Annotated in this window: 14 protein-coding genes; 7 read left to right on the forward strand and 7 right to left on the reverse strand. The window is 71.5% G+C overall.

Annotation, left to right across the window (positions count from 1 at the left end):
• The first annotated feature begins 404 nt into the window (after nt 1-404).
• On the forward strand, nt 405-2,177 hold the full coding sequence (rny, locus tag ACK8GG_RS10705) for a ribonuclease Y (RefSeq protein WP_440353521.1): 1,773 nt from the start codon (nt 405-407) through the stop codon (nt 2,175-2,177).
• Nucleotides 2,178-2,403: 226 nt separating this feature from the next.
• Here rny and ACK8GG_RS10710 read toward each other — a convergent pair whose 3' ends face one another.
• The 4 genes from ACK8GG_RS10710 to ACK8GG_RS10725 form a co-directional block, all read right to left on the reverse strand.
• A complete protein-coding gene (locus ACK8GG_RS10710) occupies nt 2,404-3,369 on the reverse strand; it encodes an amino acid ABC transporter permease (RefSeq protein ID WP_440350062.1) in 966 nt (321 codons plus the stop codon).
• Nucleotides 3,366-4,073: an amino acid ABC transporter permease gene (locus ACK8GG_RS10715; RefSeq protein ID WP_440350063.1), complete on the reverse strand. Its 708-nt coding sequence runs from the start codon at nt 4,071-4,073 to the stop codon at nt 3,366-3,368. Before ACK8GG_RS10715 ends, ACK8GG_RS10710 begins: the two co-directional genes overlap by 4 nt.
• 36 nt (nt 4,074-4,109) lie before the next feature.
• The gene (locus tag ACK8GG_RS10720; RefSeq protein WP_440350064.1) at nt 4,110-4,982 is read right to left on the reverse strand and encodes a glutamate ABC transporter substrate-binding protein; all 873 of its coding nucleotides are present in this window, start codon (nt 4,980-4,982) and stop codon (nt 4,110-4,112) included.
• A gap of 68 nt (nt 4,983-5,050) precedes the next feature.
• Nucleotides 5,051-5,845, reverse strand: a complete 795-nt coding sequence (locus tag ACK8GG_RS10725; RefSeq protein ID WP_440350065.1) for an amino acid ABC transporter ATP-binding protein — start codon at nt 5,843-5,845, stop codon at nt 5,051-5,053.
• A gap of 158 nt (nt 5,846-6,003) precedes the next feature.
• On the opposite strand from ACK8GG_RS10725, the gene selD reads away from it, so the two are divergent.
• Both selD and ACK8GG_RS10735 read left to right on the forward strand, forming a co-directional pair.
• Nucleotides 6,004-6,987, forward strand: coding sequence for a selenide, water dikinase SelD (selD, locus tag ACK8GG_RS10730; protein ID WP_440356194.1), 984 nt, complete (start codon nt 6,004-6,006; stop codon nt 6,985-6,987).
• Nucleotides 6,988-7,153: 166 nt separating this feature from the next.
• On the forward strand, nt 7,154-7,636 hold the full coding sequence (locus ACK8GG_RS10735) for a hypothetical protein (protein ID WP_440356195.1): 483 nt from the start codon (nt 7,154-7,156) through the stop codon (nt 7,634-7,636).
• Here the strand turns inward: ACK8GG_RS10735 and ACK8GG_RS10740 are convergent.
• Nucleotides 7,582-7,893 carry a DUF2277 family protein gene (locus ACK8GG_RS10740; protein ID WP_440353524.1) on the reverse strand — a complete coding sequence of 104 codons (312 nt, stop codon included), beginning with the start codon at nt 7,891-7,893 and terminating at the stop codon, nt 7,582-7,584. The two genes, ACK8GG_RS10735 and ACK8GG_RS10740, sit on opposite strands and share 55 nt — an antisense overlap.
• Before the next feature lie 53 nt (nt 7,894-7,946).
• Between ACK8GG_RS10740 and miaB the strand changes: the two genes are divergently transcribed.
• Entirely contained in the window at nt 7,947-9,458 is a 1,512-nt protein-coding gene (gene miaB / locus ACK8GG_RS10745; protein ID WP_440356196.1) for a tRNA (N6-isopentenyl adenosine(37)-C2)-methylthiotransferase MiaB, read from the forward strand.
• Between the two features lie 154 nt (nt 9,459-9,612).
• On the opposite strand, the gene ACK8GG_RS10750 is transcribed toward miaB, so the two are convergent.
• Nucleotides 9,613-10,821, reverse strand: coding sequence for a DUF349 domain-containing protein (locus tag ACK8GG_RS10750; protein ID WP_440350070.1), 1,209 nt, complete (start codon nt 10,819-10,821; stop codon nt 9,613-9,615).
• 197 nt (nt 10,822-11,018) lie between these two features.
• Here ACK8GG_RS10750 and ACK8GG_RS10755 point away from each other — a divergent pair, with 197 nt between their 5' ends.
• The 3 genes from ACK8GG_RS10755 to dapF are packed head-to-tail and all read left to right on the forward strand — an operon-like array spanning nt 11,019 to nt 13,571.
• Complete coding sequence (locus ACK8GG_RS10755; RefSeq protein WP_440356197.1) at nt 11,019-11,762, forward strand: class III extradiol ring-cleavage dioxygenase family protein; 744 nt, start codon at nt 11,019-11,021, stop codon at nt 11,760-11,762.
• Nucleotides 11,759-12,721 (forward strand): tRNA (adenosine(37)-N6)-dimethylallyltransferase MiaA, encoded by a 963-nt coding sequence (gene miaA, locus ACK8GG_RS10760; RefSeq protein WP_440356198.1) that lies wholly within the window; start codon nt 11,759-11,761, stop codon nt 12,719-12,721. The genes ACK8GG_RS10755 and miaA overlap by 4 nt, the downstream gene beginning before the upstream one ends.
• A gap of 7 nt (nt 12,722-12,728) precedes the next feature.
• Nucleotides 12,729-13,571: a diaminopimelate epimerase gene (gene dapF / locus ACK8GG_RS10765; RefSeq protein WP_440356199.1), complete on the forward strand. Its 843-nt coding sequence runs from the start codon at nt 12,729-12,731 to the stop codon at nt 13,569-13,571.
• A gap of 147 nt (nt 13,572-13,718) precedes the next feature.
• Here the strand turns inward: dapF and ACK8GG_RS10770 are convergent, their stop codons facing one another.
• The gene (locus ACK8GG_RS10770) at nt 13,719-15,185 is read right to left on the reverse strand and encodes an NAD-dependent malic enzyme (protein WP_440350074.1); all 1,467 of its coding nucleotides are present in this window, start codon (nt 15,183-15,185) and stop codon (nt 13,719-13,721) included.
• Nucleotides 15,186-15,346 lie beyond the last annotated feature (161 nt).

Genomic DNA, 15,346 nt, shown 5'->3' on the forward strand with positions numbered 1-15,346 from the left:
TGTGCCGGATCGCCCGGTACGCAGCGGCCCGCTCTGCCGTACTTGGGCGTGATCGGGCTGTCTTGACCGATGCGCCCTGCGCGCCCTAGCCTCGCGAGTAGGCGAAATGCCCGACCAGCGCAGGCGAATTTTCACAACATAGATCGCGTAACGTTCTCGAAACAATTTGACCAGCTCAACGGCTTGGACGTCGACAGCGGCAGGCCGTGCGCGGTCGACGTGACAACTCCACCCGGTCGCCGACGTGTCGAACTGCACGGCGGCGGGCACCAACGTACCCACGGCCAGTCGCCTCGGTCGGGCATCGAAGCCGTATGGGTCGCGCGTGACGTGCGACGGTGCAGGGGAGGCAGCATGGCGGGGTGGGGCGCAAGACGAGGCAGTGAAGACCGGACGGTGCCGACATGAGCGGCCTGATGATCACGTTGCTGGTCGCGGTGGCGCTGCTGGCCGCGGTCGTGGTGGTGGCCCTGCTCCTCGGCCTGCGGACGGTGCGCAACCTCGGCGCTGCGGGCGCGGCGCCGGTCGCCGACCCGGCGCTCGACGCCGAACGGGACCGGCAGGAGCAGTCCCTCGCGGCCCTGCGCAACGCCGCCGACGAGGCCTACACCACCGCGGACATCGCGAAGTCGGCAGCCGCGGCAGCGCGCGCCGAGGCCGCCGCCGCCCAGGCAGAGGCGGAAGCGGCTCGCGCCGAGGCCCGGCGGGTGCTCGATGCGGCTCGTGCCGAGGCCGACACCGTGCTGGAGCGGGCACACCGGCAGGCCGAGGCGGACGCCGAGCAACTCCGGGCCGCCGCCCGCCGCAGCGGGGAGCGGGAGTCGGCCATGCTGGCGGCCACCACCCGGGAACAGGCCGCCGAGGTGGAGCGCCGGGCGCAGCGGATGGACGAACGGGAGCGGCTGCACACCGAGGATGTCGAGCGGCTCGCCGAACGTGAACGGGGGCTCCTGGCCGCGGCCGCACAGCTCACTCAGCGGGAAGAGGAGCTCAAGGAGCGGGAAGCGGCGCTGCAGCTCGCCGAGGAGGAACGCCGGCGCGCGCTGGAACGCATCGCCGGCCTCACCGCCGAGGCGGCGCGCAGCCAACTGATCGAGTCGCTGGAGACCCAGGCGAAGCGGGAGGCGGCGCTGCTGATCCGCGACATCGAGACCGACGCGCGTAACACCGCCGAGCAGCGGGCCCGGGGCATCGTCGTCGATGCCATCCAGCGGGTCGCCAGTGAGCAGACCGCCGAGAGCGTGGTCAGCGTCCTGCACCTGCCCGGTGACGAGATGAAGGGCCGGATCATCGGCCGCGAGGGACGCAACATCCGGACCTTCGAGTCGGTGACCGGCGTCAACCTGATCATCGACGACACCCCCGAGGCGGTGTTGCTGAGCTGCTTCGACCCGGTCCGCCGGGAGATCGGCCGGCTCACCCTGGAGAAGCTGGTCCTCGACGGGCGCATCCACCCGCACCGGATCGAGGAGGTCTACGACCGGGCCCGCAGCGAGGTCGACGAGCTCTGCGAGCGGGCCGCTGCGGACGCGTTGCGCCAGGTCGGCATCACCGACCTGCACCCGGAGCTGACCAGCCTGCTCGGGCGGCTGCGCTACCGGACCTCGTACGGGCAGAACGTGCTCAAGCACCTGATCGAGACCGCGCACATCGCCGGGATGATGGCCGCCGAGCTGCGCCTGGACGTGCCGACGGTCAAGCGGGCCGCGTTCCTGCACGACATCGGCAAGGCGCTCACCCACGAGGTGGAGGGGAGCCACGCCATCATCGGCGCCGACCTGGCCCGCCGCTACGGCGAGAGCGAGGAGGTCGTGCACGCCATCGAGGCGCACCACAACGAGGTCCCCCCGCAGACCGTCGAGGCGGTCCTGACCCAGGCCTCGGACGCCTGCTCCGGCGGACGCCCGGGCGCCCGCAGGGAGAGCCTGGAGGTGTACGTCAAGCGGCTGGAGCGGATCGAGGAGATCGCCGCCGGCAAGCTCGGCGTGGAGAAGGTCTTCGCGATGCAGGCCGGCCGGGAGATCCGGGTGATGGTCAAGCCCGACGAGGTCGACGACATCGGCGCGGCGGTGCTGGCCCGGGACGTGGCCAAGCAGATCGAGGAGGAGCTGACCTATCCGGGGCAGATCCGGGTGACGGTGGTGCGGGAGTCCCGGGCAACCGAGGTCGCCCGCTGATCCTCGCGGCGCCAGGCCGGCCCCGGCCGTTGACGCTCCTGACGGGGACCGTCCGTTGACCTGGGGGCGCCTGGCCGGGGCCGTCCGGTCTCGCCGGTGGCCCGCGGCGGACGGGCAGTGCTGAACAACGGCCCGGGCCGGCTGGAGACTCTCCAGCCGGCCCGGGCCGTATCAGTGCTTCTGCCTCAGGCGGCGCGTCGCGCCCGTCCCGAGAGCTGGTGGGCAGTCAGTTCCCGCCGCCGGTCGCCTGCGCGGTGAGCGCTGTCGACGGGTCCGGCGGAATCGGGGTCTGCTTGGTCTTGCTGCCGCGGGCGAGCCGGCGCTGGACGTACTGGGCCAGCTTCGACAGCGAGTAGTTCACCAGAATGAAGAGCGCGCCGATCAGGAGGTAGACCTGGATCGGGTTGTCCAGTGCGCCGATGAGCTGCTTGGCGATGTTGAGGGTGTCCTCGTAGCTGATGATGAAGCCGAGCGAGGTGTCCTTGAGGACCACCACCAGCTGACTGATCAACGCCGGCAGCATGATCCGGAACGCCTGCGGGAGCAGGATCATCCGGGTGGTCTGGAACGGCGAGAGCCCGATCGCCGACGCCGCCTCGGCCTGGCCGCCGGGCAGTCCTTCCATGCCGGAGCGCAGGATCTCGCCGATGACCACCATGTTGTAGATGGTTAGACCGATCACCAGGTAGGTCAGGGTGGAGAAGGTGATCCCGAACTCGGGAAGGCCGCGGGCGACGAAGAAGATCGTCAACACCACCGGCAGGCCGCGGAAGACCTCGACGCAGATCCGGGTCACCACCGCCAGCAGCCGGCTCAGTCCGCGCAGCGGATAGGCGGCCACCGCGGAGAGGCCGGTGAAGCGGCGCTTGAGCAGGTGCTTGAGCTGAATTCGCAGCACGGCCAGCACCGTGCCCAGCACGAGCGAGGTGACGATGGCCAGCGCAGCGGCGACCAGGGTCTGCCGGAAGCCGAAGCCCAGGCGCTCCCAGACCGCGACGAAGTACTCGTTGGAGGGGTCGATCAGCGGGCCCCAGAGCTCCATCGAGAGCTGGCCCTTGTCGTCGAGCGGCTTGTAGATCAGGGCGTACGCGGCCCAGCCGAGGGCCAGCACCGCGGCGATGCTGCTGATCCAGGTGATCTTGCGCTGCCGTGGGCCGGGGTTGTCGTAGAGGACGGCGAGGTTCTGGCTCATCGGGCCACCGCCTGTCGCTTCTCCAGCCGGTCGAGGTACATGCCCAGGGGCACAGTCATGATCAGGTATCCGATCGAGATGCCGATGGCGACCGGGATGAAGGGGAAGCCGCCGGCCGAGGTGAGCTGGTCGGCGGCGCTGGAGAGGTCGCCGACAACGCCGAAGAAGCCGACCAGCGCGGAGTTCTTGATCATCGCGATGATGACCGAGCCGAGCGGCACCGCCGCCGCCTTCCAGGACTGCGGCAGCACCACGTAGCGCAGGTTCTGGATGAAGGTCAGGCCCAGCGACCGGGCGGCCTCGGCCTGCCCCGGGGAGACCGCGTTCACGCCCGAGCGCAGTGCCTCGCAGACGAAGGCGGCGGTGTAGAGCGTGAGCGCGATGATCGCGAAGCGGAAGTACGGCAGGTCGGTGCCGAGCCGCGTGAAGACGACGTCGAGCACCGGGATCCGCAGGAAGTCGGCGTTGGAGCCGAGCGTCGGCAGGCCGAAGGCGGCGAAGAACATCACGACCGTCAGCGGCAGGTTGCGGAAGATCGTGACATACGCGGTGCCGACCGCGCGCAACGGCGGCACCGGGGAAATTCGCAGGACCGCCATGAGGCCACCCAGGATCAGGGCCCCTATCGCGGAGAGAATGCAGATCTGGAGGGTGATCCAGAACCCACCCGTGAAGACGTCGAAGTTATCGATGATGACACTCACGTGCGTACCTTCCGCTCACCCTCCAGATCGATGAACTCAGTAGCGGTTGACGGTGGGCGCAGCGCCCAGCTCAGCGCCGAACTTGCCGGCGGTGTTGTCCCACGCCTTCTGCCAGCGGCCGTCCTCGAAAGCCTTCTCCAGGACCGTGTTGATCCAGTCGCGGAAGTCGGCGTCGTCCTTCTTCACACCGATGCCGTAGGGCTCCTTGGTGAAGTTCTCGCCGGCCAGCTTGAACTCGCCCTCGTCCTTGGCGATGTAGCCGAGCAGGATGACGTTGTCGGTGGTGACGGCGTCGACCTGGCCACTGCGCAGGGCGTCACGGCACTTGTCGTACGTGTCGAAGAGGGTCAGCTGGCTGCCGACGTCCTTGACGTACTTCTTGATCTCCTCGGCCGGCGTGGAGCCCGTGACCGAGCAGACCTTCTTGCTGCCGTCCTTGAACGAGTCCGGGCCGGTGATCGAGGCGTCGTCGGCCTTGACCATGATGTTCTGACCGGCCTCGTAGTACGGGCCGGCGAACGCGATGCGCTCCTTGCGGGCGTCGTTGATGGTGTAGGTGGCCACCACCAGGTCGACGTTGTCGTTGACGATGACGTCCTCGCGGACCTTGGACGGCGCCTCGGTCCACTCGATCTTGCTGGCCGGGATGCCGAGCTCGTCAGCGATGATCTTCGCGACCTCGACGTCGAAGCCCTCGGGGGTGTCCGTCAGGCCCTTCTGGCCGAAGCCGGGCTGGTCGAACTTGGTGCCGACCCGCAGCTTCTGCGCCTTGTTCAGCTTCTCCATCGTGCTGCCGGCGGCGAAGTCCTTGTCGCCACCGGTGGTCTCCTCGCTGTCGCCACCACAGGCCGCCATGCCGACGGTCAGGGCGGCGACCGCGGCGAGCGTCGCTACGCGCTTGATACGCATTCGTACTCCTTTTCACGAGAAGCGCCGCCCGGGGGCGACGGCCTTCAACACCAGACGCGGCTAGGTGACTAGTGCGTCAGGATCTTCGACAGGAAATCCTTGGCCCGCTCGCTGCGGGGGTTGGCGAAGAACTCCGCCGGGGGCGCGTCCTCGACCAGCTGGCCGTCGGCCATGAAGATCACCCGATTGGCGGCGTGCCGCGCGAAGCCCATCTCGTGGGTGACGACGACCATGGTCATCCCCTCCTTCGCAAGCGAGGTCATCACGTCCAGCACCTCGCCGACCATCTCCGGGTCCAGGGCGCTGGTGGGCTCGTCGAAGAGCATCGCCTTCGGCTGCATCGCCAGGGCGCGGGCGATCGCCACCCGCTGCTGCTGGCCGCCGGAGAGCTGAGCCGGGAACTTGTCGGCCTGGTTGGCGATGCCGACCCGGTCGAGCAGGGCCAGCGCGCGCTCGCGGGCGGCAGCCGGCTTCTCCTTGCGGACCTTGACCGGACCCAGGGTCACGTTCTCCAGGATCGTCTTGTGCGCGAAGAGGTTGAACGACTGGAAGACCATCCCGACGTCGGCGCGGAGCCGGGCCAGCGCCTTGCCCTCCTCGGGCAGCGGCTGACCGTCGAAGGTGATGGTTCCCGAGTTGATCGGCTCCAGGCGGTTGATCGTCCGGCAGAGCGTCGACTTGCCCGAGCCGGACGGGCCGATGACGACGACGACCTCTCCCCGGTTGACGGAGAGTGAGACATCATCGAGCACGTGCAGGGGGCCGAACCACTTGTTCACCCCGTCGAGCACGATGAGCGGGTCACCCGTCGTCACGCTGTCACCGTCCTGTCCTCTGGCGTTCGACACGCCGATTGGCCTCATGCTGGGGCAACTCTAGGCGGGTGCGGGTGTACTAGCGCAAGCGCTACGGTCACGGAGCGATAACACCGACACCTGCGATCGGTCACTTCGTCTTGATCATGCACAAAAGTCCTGCGCTGAACAGCAGGTTAGGTTCCCCTCAGTAAGGAGTTTCGCTGGTGGACGTCCGGCTGACGCGCTACTCCCGCGGTGGTGGTTGTGCGTGCAAGATCCCGCCCGGAGAGCTCGAGGAGATGGTCGCGGGCCTGCCCGCCGGTGGTGGGACCGCCGAACTGCTGGTCGGCCTCGACCACGGCGACGACGCCGCGGTCGTACGGCTGGACCCGACGACCGGCATCGTCGCCACCGCGGACTTCTTCACCCCGGTCGTCGACGACCCCTACGACTGGGGGCGCATCGCCGCCACCAACGCCCTCTCCGACGTGTATGCCATGGGAGGCACCCCGCTGGTGGCCCTGAATCTGCTCTGCTGGCCCCGGGACGTGCTGCCGATGGAGGTGGCCCGGGAGGTGCTGCGCGGCGGCCACGACGTCACCAGGGAAGCCGGGTGCCACCTCGCCGGCGGGCACAGCATCGACGACGAGGGGCCGAAGTACGGGCTGGCCGTCACCGGCCTGGTCCGCCCCGAGGAGCTGATCACGCTGGACGCCGGCCGGCCCGGACTGCCGTTGAGCCTGACCAAGCCGCTCGGCGTCGGGGTGCTCAACACCCGCCACAAGTCCACGGGCGAGCGGTTTCCGCAGGCGGTCGCGGCGATGACGACCCTCAACCGCGATGCGGCCCGGGCGGCGGTCGGCGCCGGGGTGCGCTGCGGTACCGACGTGACCGGCTTCGGGCTGCTCGGGCACCTGTCGAAACTGGCCCGGGCCAGTGGTGTCACGGCTGTCGTGGACACCGCCGCGGTGCCGTACCTGCAGGGGGCGCGGGAGGCGGTGCGCGACGGGTTCGTCAGTGGCGGCAGCCGGCGCAACCTCGACTGGGTGACGCCCTGGACCGACTTCGGGCAGGTGGCCGAGGACGACCGGATCCTGCTCGCCGACGCGCAGACCTCCGGCGGCCTGCTGGTGGCGGGGGAGGTGCCCGGCGGCACCGTCATCGGCGAGCTGCGGCCGCGGGGGGAGCATCTCGTCGTGCTCCGCTGACCGCGATAAACTGTCACCTTCCGATCGCGCTCCGCAGCCGGAAGGGTTCACGTTCTTCTTAAATGGTCACAGACCGGTAACTTGCCCCACCTGGCCGCAAAATGCTCGTCACCATCGAATCAGGAAGGCCCGAACCCGAAGGCCCGCACGACGGCGAGGAGGCGGCATGACGGAGCTGTGGAACTGGAGAATCGAACGCCGGAGCGCCCAGGCGGAGGTCCACACCGCACTCGCCGAGGCCATCGGCAGGCCGGTGCTCTCCCTGGCCGGCGCTGCCGCCGGCCTGACCGCCGCCGGCGCGGTCCTCTGCGACGTCTGGCACGCCCCGGGCGACTTCCCGACCGTCGTCGACTGCTACGCCCCGCCGGAGAACGTCGACGAGCACGCCGCCGTCGCGGCCCTGGCCCGCCGCCTCGGGGTGAACTGCCTGCTGCGCGACGACACCCTCGACGCCGGACGGCACCTGCTCGTGGGACCGGACGGGACGATCCGCCCGGTCCACTTCGACGTCGCCGACACCGACGACGGCGAGGTGCTGACCAATCAGCGGCTCTGCACCCACGCCGACCCCGGCTGCCGGGGCTGGTCGCGCTGTCAGCGCTCGCGCTGGACGCCGGACTCGGTGCTCTCGGCCCGCACCGCGGCCTGAGCCGGCGCCACCGCCGCGCCCGGCCCGCCCGCTGCACCGCCGGCCGGACCGCCGCCGGCGACCACCAACTGCTCCAGCAGGGTCGTGGTCGCCGCCGCCACCGCGTCGACCGCCGCGGCGAAGGCGGCGGCGTTGCGGGCAGACGGCGTACGGAACCCGGAGATCTTGCGGACGTACTGCAGGGCCGCGGCGCGCACGTCGGCCTCGGTCACCTCCGGGGCGTACGGCTCGCGCAGGGTGCGGATGCTGCGACACATGGCTCCTCCTCGGAGCAGGGGGACCGGATCGGCCCGGATAGGCTGTCCCCGTCATGACTACCGCAACCGCGGGCAGCCCGCGCACCTATCACGTACGCACCTACGGCTGTCAGATGAACGTGCACGACTCGGAACGCATCTCCGGCCTGCTCGAAGCGGCCGGCTATGTCCGGGCGGCCGAGACCGACGATCCCGACGTGATCGTGTTCAACACCTGTGCGGTGCGGGAGAACGCCGACAACCGCCTCTACGGCAACCTCGGGCACCTGCGCCCGACCAAGGCCCGCAACCCGGGCATGCAGATCGCCGTCGGCGGCTGCCTGGCGCAGAAGGACCGCGGTGAGATCGTGCGCCGCGCCCCCTGGGTCGACGTGGTCTTCGGCACCCACAACATCGGCTCCCTGCCGGTGCTGCTGGAGCGCGCCCGGCACAACGCCGCCGCCGAGGTGGAGATCCTCGAATCGCTGGAGGTCTTCCCCTCCACCCTGCCGACCCGGCGCGAGTCGACCTACGCCGGCTGGGTGTCGATCTCCGTCGGCTGCAACAACACCTGCACCTTCTGCATCGTGCCGTCGCTGCGCGGCAAGGAGAAGGACCGCCGCCCCGGCGAGATCCTCGCCGAGGTGCAGGCACTGGTCGACACCGGCGTACTGGAGGTGACGCTGCTCGGGCAGAACGTCAACTCCTACGGTGTGGAGTTCGGCGACCGGTACGCCTTCGGCAAGCTGCTACGGGCCTGCGGCGAGATCGACGGGCTGGAGCGGGTCCGCTTCACCAGCCCGCACCCGAAGGACTTCACCGACGACGTGATCGCGGCGATGGCCGAGACGCCGAACGTCTGCCACTCGCTGCACATGCCGCTGCAGTCCGGCTCCGACGACGTGCTGCGCGCGATGCGGCGGTCGTACCGGGCCGACCGCTACCTCGGGATCATCTCCAAGGTCCGCGAGGCGATGCCGGACGCGGCGATCACCACCGACATCATCGTCGGCTTCCCCGGAGAGACCGAGGCCGACTTCGAACGCACCCTCGACGTCGTCCGGGAGGCCCGGTTCTCCTCGGCCTTCACCTTCCAGTACTCCAAGCGCCCCGGCACCCCCGCCGCCACCATGGACGACCAGCTCCCGAAGCAGGTCGTGCAGGAGCGCTACGAGCGGCTGATCGCCGCCGTCGAGGAGATCAGCTGGGCGGAGAACAAGTTGCTGGTCGGCGAGACCGTCGAGGTGCTGGTCGCCGTCGGCGAGGGGCGCAAGGACGAGCGCACCGGACGGATGTCCGGCCGGGCCCGCGACGGCCGGCTGGTGCACTTCGCCACCGGCGCGCCCGGCGCCGTCGGCGAGGCCGCCACGATCCGCCCCGGCGACATCGTGCACACCACGATCACCTACGCGGCGCCGCACCACCTCAACGCCGACGGCGCGCCGCTGGCGCACCGCCGTACCCGCGCCGGTGACGCCGCCGAAGCCGGCCGGACACCCCGCACGCCCGGGGTGCTGCTCGGCCTGCCGACGATCGGCGCGCCCCCGGCGGTGCCGCCGCAGACCGGCGGCTGCGCGGTGAGCTGACCCGGGAGACCGGATCCGACCGGTCGCGAGCCCGCAGGTCACCCGCAGGCCGGCACGTTGCGCCGGCGGGCCGGCGCATGCACGGCGCAGACGAAGAAAGGGCTCCGGCACATCGGTTGAGACCGACGTGCCGGAGCCCTTTTCTTCGTATCGGTCAGGCGGCGCCTTCGGCGAGCTGGAGGATCTGCCGCTTGGCGTTCAGCGCCTGCTCGGCGTCGCGCACCCGGCGGGCGTCACCGGCGGCCTGGGCACGGCTCAGCCGCTCCTCGGCCTCGGCGACCTGGGCGCGCATCTGGGCCAGCAGCGGGTTCTCCGACGGGTCGGTACGCCGCCAGGCGGAGTCCATCGCCTGACGCACCTTGTCGTCGATGGCGCGCATCCGGCGGTCCAGCCCTGCGGCGGCGTCGCGCGGCACCCGGCCGGCGTCGTGCCAGGCAGCCTGGATCTCGCGCAGCTTCACCTGGGCGGCCTGCGGGTCGGCGTCGACGTCGACCGCCTCGGCCTCGGCCAGCAGCGCCTGCTTGCGCTCCAGGTTCGCCCGCTGCTCGTTGTCACGGGCCGAGAAGACCTCGCTGCGCCGGGTGAAGAAGGCGTCCTGGGCGGCGCGGAACCGTTCCCAGAGCTTCTGCTCGGTCTCCTTCGCGGCCCGCGGCGCGGCCTTCCACTGCGCCATCAGCTCCCGGAGCTGGTCGGCGGTGGGCGCCCAGTCGGTGGAGTCCTTCAGCGCCTCGGCGGCGGTGATCAGCTCCTCCTTGAGGGTCTGCGCCTGCTTGCGCTGCGCGTCGAGGGTGGCGAAGTGCGCCCCGCGGCGGCGGGTGAAGGAGTCCCGGGCGGCGGCGAAGCGCTTCCAGAGCTCACCGTCGGTCTTCTTGTCGACCCCGCGGATGCCCTTCCACTCGTCGAGGATCTCCTTGAAGCGGTCGCCGGTGGTCTTCCAGCCGGTCGACTCGGCCGCGAGCTTCTCGGCCTCCTCCACCAGTTCGGTCTTGCGGGCCAGCGCCTGCACCCGGGCCGCTTCCTTGGCGGCCTTGGCCTCGCCGACCTTCGCCTCGGCGGCGACGGCCAGGCGGTCCAGCCGGGCCGCGAGGGTGTCGATGTCGCCGACCACGTGCGCCTCGTCCAGGGAGGCGCGCATCCGCTTGATGCCGGCCAGCGAGTGCGCCGCGTCCGCGGCACCCGAGTTGAGCCGGGCCTCGGTCAGGTTCACCTCGGTGACCAGGTCGGCGAAGCGCCGGGCGAAGTGGGCAAGGCCCTCCTCCGGCGCACCCGCCTGCCAGGAACCGACCACCCGTTCGCCTGCGGCGGTCTTGACGTACACAGTGCCGTCAGCGTCCACCCGTCCGAAGGCAGTCCAGTCGCTCATGTGCCCATCCTCGTTCTCCCGGCGTCGTCGGGAGGTGTCTCCCGCGATCACCGCCACAGCGCAGCAACGTCTTCACCGGGCATTGTCACAGGTTCGCCCGGGGCCGCGTCGAGCGGCTGTCCGCTACCGTGACCATACGGTGTCCTAGCGTGGCTCCTGAGGTACGAGCGCCGAATGCTCACCGGGCGGCCGCTACCGTGGGAGCCGTGCCCCTGGTCGCCGCAGCTGTCTGCCCCCACCCGCCGCTGATCGTCCCCGAGGTCGCCCAGCGGGCGGCCCCCGAGTTGGACGCGCTGCGTGCCGCCGCCGACGCCGCCGTGGTGCGGCTGCTCGCCGCCGAACCGGACACGGTGCTGATCGTCGGCGCCGCGCCGCGGACCCACCGCTTCGCGCCCGACGACGCCGGTGACCTGAGGGCGTACGGCGTCGCGGTCGAAGCCGGCCTGGGCGCTGCGACCCGTGGCGGTCCACACGTCCTGCCGTTGAGCCTGACGATCGGGGCGTGGCTGCTCGCGCGCACCGGCACCGGAGTGCCCCGCTTCGCGCAGGGCGTCGCCGCCGACGCGTCGCCGCCGGAGTGCGCCCGGCTCGGCGCCCGGCTCGCCGCCGAGTTCACCGCCGAACCGGCGCGCCGGGTGGCGCTGCTGGTGACCGGGGACGGCAGCGCCTGCCGCGGCGAACGCTCGCCCGGCCACGACGATCCGCGCGCCGAGGCGTACGACCGGCACGTTGCGGCCGCGCTCGCGGCGGCCGACACCCGGGCGCTGCTCGACCTGGACCCGGCGCTGTCGGCCGCGCTGCGGGCGGCCGGCCGCCCGCCGTGGCAGGTCCTCGCCGCTGCCGTCGAGGCCGCGGGCGGCGACTGGCGGGGCGAGCTGAGCTACGACGCTGCCCCCTACGGTGTGGCGTACTTCGTGGCGAACTGGGAGCCCCGGCGGTGAACGTGCTGCCGGACAGCCCGGCCGTGCGTGCGGTGAGCGGGCTGCGCGACGGCCGGACGGTGCTCGCGGTGGTCGGGCCGACGGCGGCCGGCAAGTCCGCCCTGAGCATCGCCCTGGCCCACGCGCTCGACGGCGAGGTCGTCAACGCCGACTCGATGCAGCTCTACCGGGGCATGGACATCGGGACGGCGAAGCTCACCCTGGCCGAACGCGACGGCGTGCCGCATCACGTGCTGGACATCTGGGACGTCAGCGAGCCGGCCAGCGTCGCCGAGTACCAGCGGCTCGCCCGCGCGGCCGTCGATGACATCCTGGCCCGCGGCAAGGTGCCGCTGCTGGTCGGTGGCTCCGGGCTCTACGTGCGCGCGGTGCTGGAGGAGTTCGAGTTCCCCGGTACCGACCCGGCGCTGCGCGAGCGCCTGGAGCAGGAGCTCGCCGAGGCCGGGCCCGCGCCCCTGTACGCCCGGCTGAGCCGGATCGATCCCGCCGCGGCCGGCAAGATCCTGCCCGGCAACGGACGGCGGATCGTCCGCGCGCTGGAGGTGATCGAGCTCACCGGCCGCCCGTTCGCCGCCGCGCTGCCGCAGCCCCGCCCCTGCTATCCGAACATTCAGCTCGGCGTGGACCTGGACACCGCACTGCTCGACGAGCGCATCACGACACGGGTGGACCGGATGTTCGACGCCGGCCTGGTCGCCGAGACCGGGGCACTGATCGCCGGCGGTTTGCGCGAGGGACGCACGGCGTCGCGGGCGCTCGGCTACCAGCAGGTGCTGCGGATGCTCGACGGGGAGCTGACCGAGGCGCAGGCCCGGGAGGACACCGCTCGCGCCACCCGCCGGTTCGTACGCCGGCAGCGCTCCTGGTTCCGGCGCGACCCGGCGATCGGCTGGCTCGACGCGGCCGTCGACGACCTGATCGCGGCCGCGCTGCAGCTGCTCGCCGGCCGTCGGCAATGATGGGGCAGTGGAGTTCACCAAGGGCCATGGCACCGGCAACGACTTTGTGATCCTGCCCGACCCGCAGGGCCGGCTCGCGCTCTCACCGCAGCTGGTGGCGGCGCTTTGCGACCGGCGCCGCGGCGTGGGCGGCGACGGCGTCCTGCGGGTCGTACGGGCGGCGCACCACCCGGCGGCGGCGGCGTCGGCGCAGCAGGCCGAGTGGTTCATGGACTACTGGAACTCCGACGGTTCGATCGCCGAGATGTGCGGCAACGGCGCACGGGTCTTCGTGCGGTACCTGCTGGCCAAGGGGCTCGTCACCGGGGCGGGCGAGGTGCCGGTGGCGACCCGGGCCGGTCTGGTGCTGGCCGCCGTCGACGGCGACGACATCGCGGTGCAGATGCGCCGTCCGCACCTCTTCGACGTCGGTGCCGCCCGCCTCGGCGCGCTCACCGTCGCCGGCACCGCCGTTGACGTGGGCAACCCGCACCTGGTCTGCGCGTTGCCGCACGGGCTGGAGCTGGACCGGATCGACCTGACCGTCGCCCCCGGCTACGACCCGGTGCTCTTCCCGGCCGGGGTGAACGTCGAGTTCACCACCCCCGCCGAACCGGTCGCCGGCACCGACCGGCATGTCCGGATGCGCGTCTACGAGCGCGGCTCCGCCGAGACGCTCTCCTGCGGCACCGGCGCCTGCGCGGTCGCCGCCGTGGCGCTGCGGGATGCCGGCCGCACCACCGGCGTCGTCGCGGTCGACGTCCCCGGTGGCCGGCTGACGGTGACCATCTCCGACGAGGCGTGCTGGCTGGCCGGACCGGCGCTCCTGGTCGCCGACGGCGTGATCGACCCGGCGGCCCTCACCGTCTGAATACCCGGTCGCCGCCCACGGCCCGTCTGAACACCCGGCCCGGGTCTGCCTGAACACCCGGCCCCCGGTCCGTCGGCCGCTGTGGCGGCGCTGCCCGGCCGGCACCGCCGTGCTCAGCGACGAGCACGGCGATGCCGCTGCCCGACGTCAGTCGGCTGCGACGGCGCGGGCAGCGGTGGCCGCCAGGTCCGCCGGGCCGGAGTCGGCGGCCGGCGGCGGGGCCGGCGACTGGGCCGCGGCCCGGACGGCCGCGGCGACGGCCGGCGCCACCCGGGTGTCGAAGACGCTCGGGATGATCACCGTGGGGTTGAGCTGCTCCTCGCCGACCACGTCCGCGATCGCCCGGGCCGCGGCCAGGGCCATCTCCTCGGTGAACTCCTGGGCGTGGGCGTCGAGCATGCCCCGGAAGACGCCCGGGAAGGCCAGCACGTTGTTGATCTGGTTGGGCTGGTCGGAGCGGCCGGTGGCGACGACGGCGGCGTGCTTGCGCGCCTCGCGCGGGTCCACCTCCGGGTCGGGGTTGGCCAGCGCGAAGACGATCGCGCCGTCGTTCATCTGGGCGATGTCGTCGCCGTCGAGCAGGTTCGGGGCGCTGACCCCGATGAAGACGTCCGCTCCGCGGAGTGCCCCGGCCAGGTCGCCGGCGTAGTTGTCCCGGTTGGTGTGCTCGGCGAGCCACTGCCAGGCCGGGTTGAGCCCGGTCATGCCCTCGTGCAGCGCGCCCGGCCGGTCGCAGGCGATGATGTCGCCCACACCCTGTCGCAGCAGCAGCTTCATGATCGCGGTGCCGGCGGCGCCGGCGCCGGAGACGACCACCCGTACGTCCGCCAGCTCCTTGCCGACCACCCGCAGCGCGTTGGTCAGCGCGGCGAGCACGCAGATCGCGGTGCCGTGCTGGTCGTCGTGGAAGACCGGGATGTCGAGCAGGTCGCGCAACCGGGTCTCGATCTCGAAGCAGCGCGGCGCGGCGATGTCCTCCAGGTTGATGCCGCCGTACGCCGGGGCGATGGCCCGCACGATGGAGACGATCTCGTCGACGTCCTGGGTGTCGAGCACCACCGGCCAGGCGTCCACGCCGCCGAAACGCTTGAAGAGGGCGGCCTTGCCCTCCATCACCGGCAGGGCTGCGGCCGGGCCGATGTTGCCCAGGCCGAGCACCGCGGAGCCGTCGGTGACGACCGCGACGGTGTTGCGCTTGATGGTCAGCCGGCGGGCGTCGTCGGGGTTCTCGGCGATCGCCAGGCAGACCCGGGCGACCCCCGGGGTGTAGGCGCGGGAGAGTTCGTCGCGGTTGCGCAGCGCGACCTTCGAGGAGACCTCGATCTTGCCGCCGAGGTGCAGCAGGAACGTGCGGTCGGAGACCTTGCGCACCTCGACGCCGGGCAGCTCCTTCAGTGCCTCGACCACCCGGTCGGCGTGCGAGGAGTCGGCGGTATCGCAGGTCAGGTCGACGACCACGTGCGTCGGATCGGAGTCGACGACGTCGAGTGCGGTGACGATGGCGCCGGCGTCCCCGACGCGGGTGGTCAGCCGGCCGATCGCCGAGGCCTCCGCGGTGACGCTGATCCGGATGGTGATCGAGAATCCGGCGCTCGGGAGTCGGTTGATCGTCAAGGCGTGCCTCCACATCGTGGGCGGCGGACGGAATCGCCGCTCCGAGCAAGTTTCTACCCGCCCGGCGAGGTGCGCCGCCACACGGGCGTATCGGACATTCAGCTCGGTCGTGCTGCCGACGTCAGCAGCCGGGCAGAGGGAATATTGCCTCTTCGATGCGG

The organism is Melissospora conviva (assembly GCF_049523535.1).
Lineage (GTDB): Bacteria > Actinomycetota > Actinomycetes > Mycobacteriales > Micromonosporaceae > Melissospora > Melissospora conviva.

What these genes read in the sequence shown, in the direction of transcription:
- ACK8GG_RS10725 (WP_440350065.1), bottom strand. Translation starts at nt 5,845, where the DNA reads ATGAGGCCAATCGGCGTGTCGAACGCCAGAGGACAGGACGGTGACAGC.
- ACK8GG_RS10720 (WP_440350064.1), bottom strand. Translation starts at nt 4,982, where the DNA reads ATGCGTATCAAGCGCGTAGCGACGCTCGCCGCGGTCGCCGCCCTGACC.
- ACK8GG_RS10710 (WP_440350062.1), bottom strand. Translation starts at nt 3,369, where the DNA reads ATGAGCCAGAACCTCGCCGTCCTCTACGACAACCCCGGCCCACGGCAG.
- miaB (WP_440356196.1), top strand. Translation starts at nt 7,947, where the DNA reads ATGACTACCGCAACCGCGGGCAGCCCGCGCACCTATCACGTACGCACC.
- ACK8GG_RS10750 (WP_440350070.1), bottom strand. Translation starts at nt 10,821, where the DNA reads ATGAGCGACTGGACTGCCTTCGGACGGGTGGACGCTGACGGCACTGTG.
- ACK8GG_RS10735 (WP_440356195.1), top strand. Translation starts at nt 7,154, where the DNA reads ATGACGGAGCTGTGGAACTGGAGAATCGAACGCCGGAGCGCCCAGGCG.
- ACK8GG_RS10740 (WP_440353524.1), bottom strand. Translation starts at nt 7,893, where the DNA reads ATGTGTCGCAGCATCCGCACCCTGCGCGAGCCGTACGCCCCGGAGGTG.
- rny (WP_440353521.1), top strand. Translation starts at nt 405, where the DNA reads ATGAGCGGCCTGATGATCACGTTGCTGGTCGCGGTGGCGCTGCTGGCC.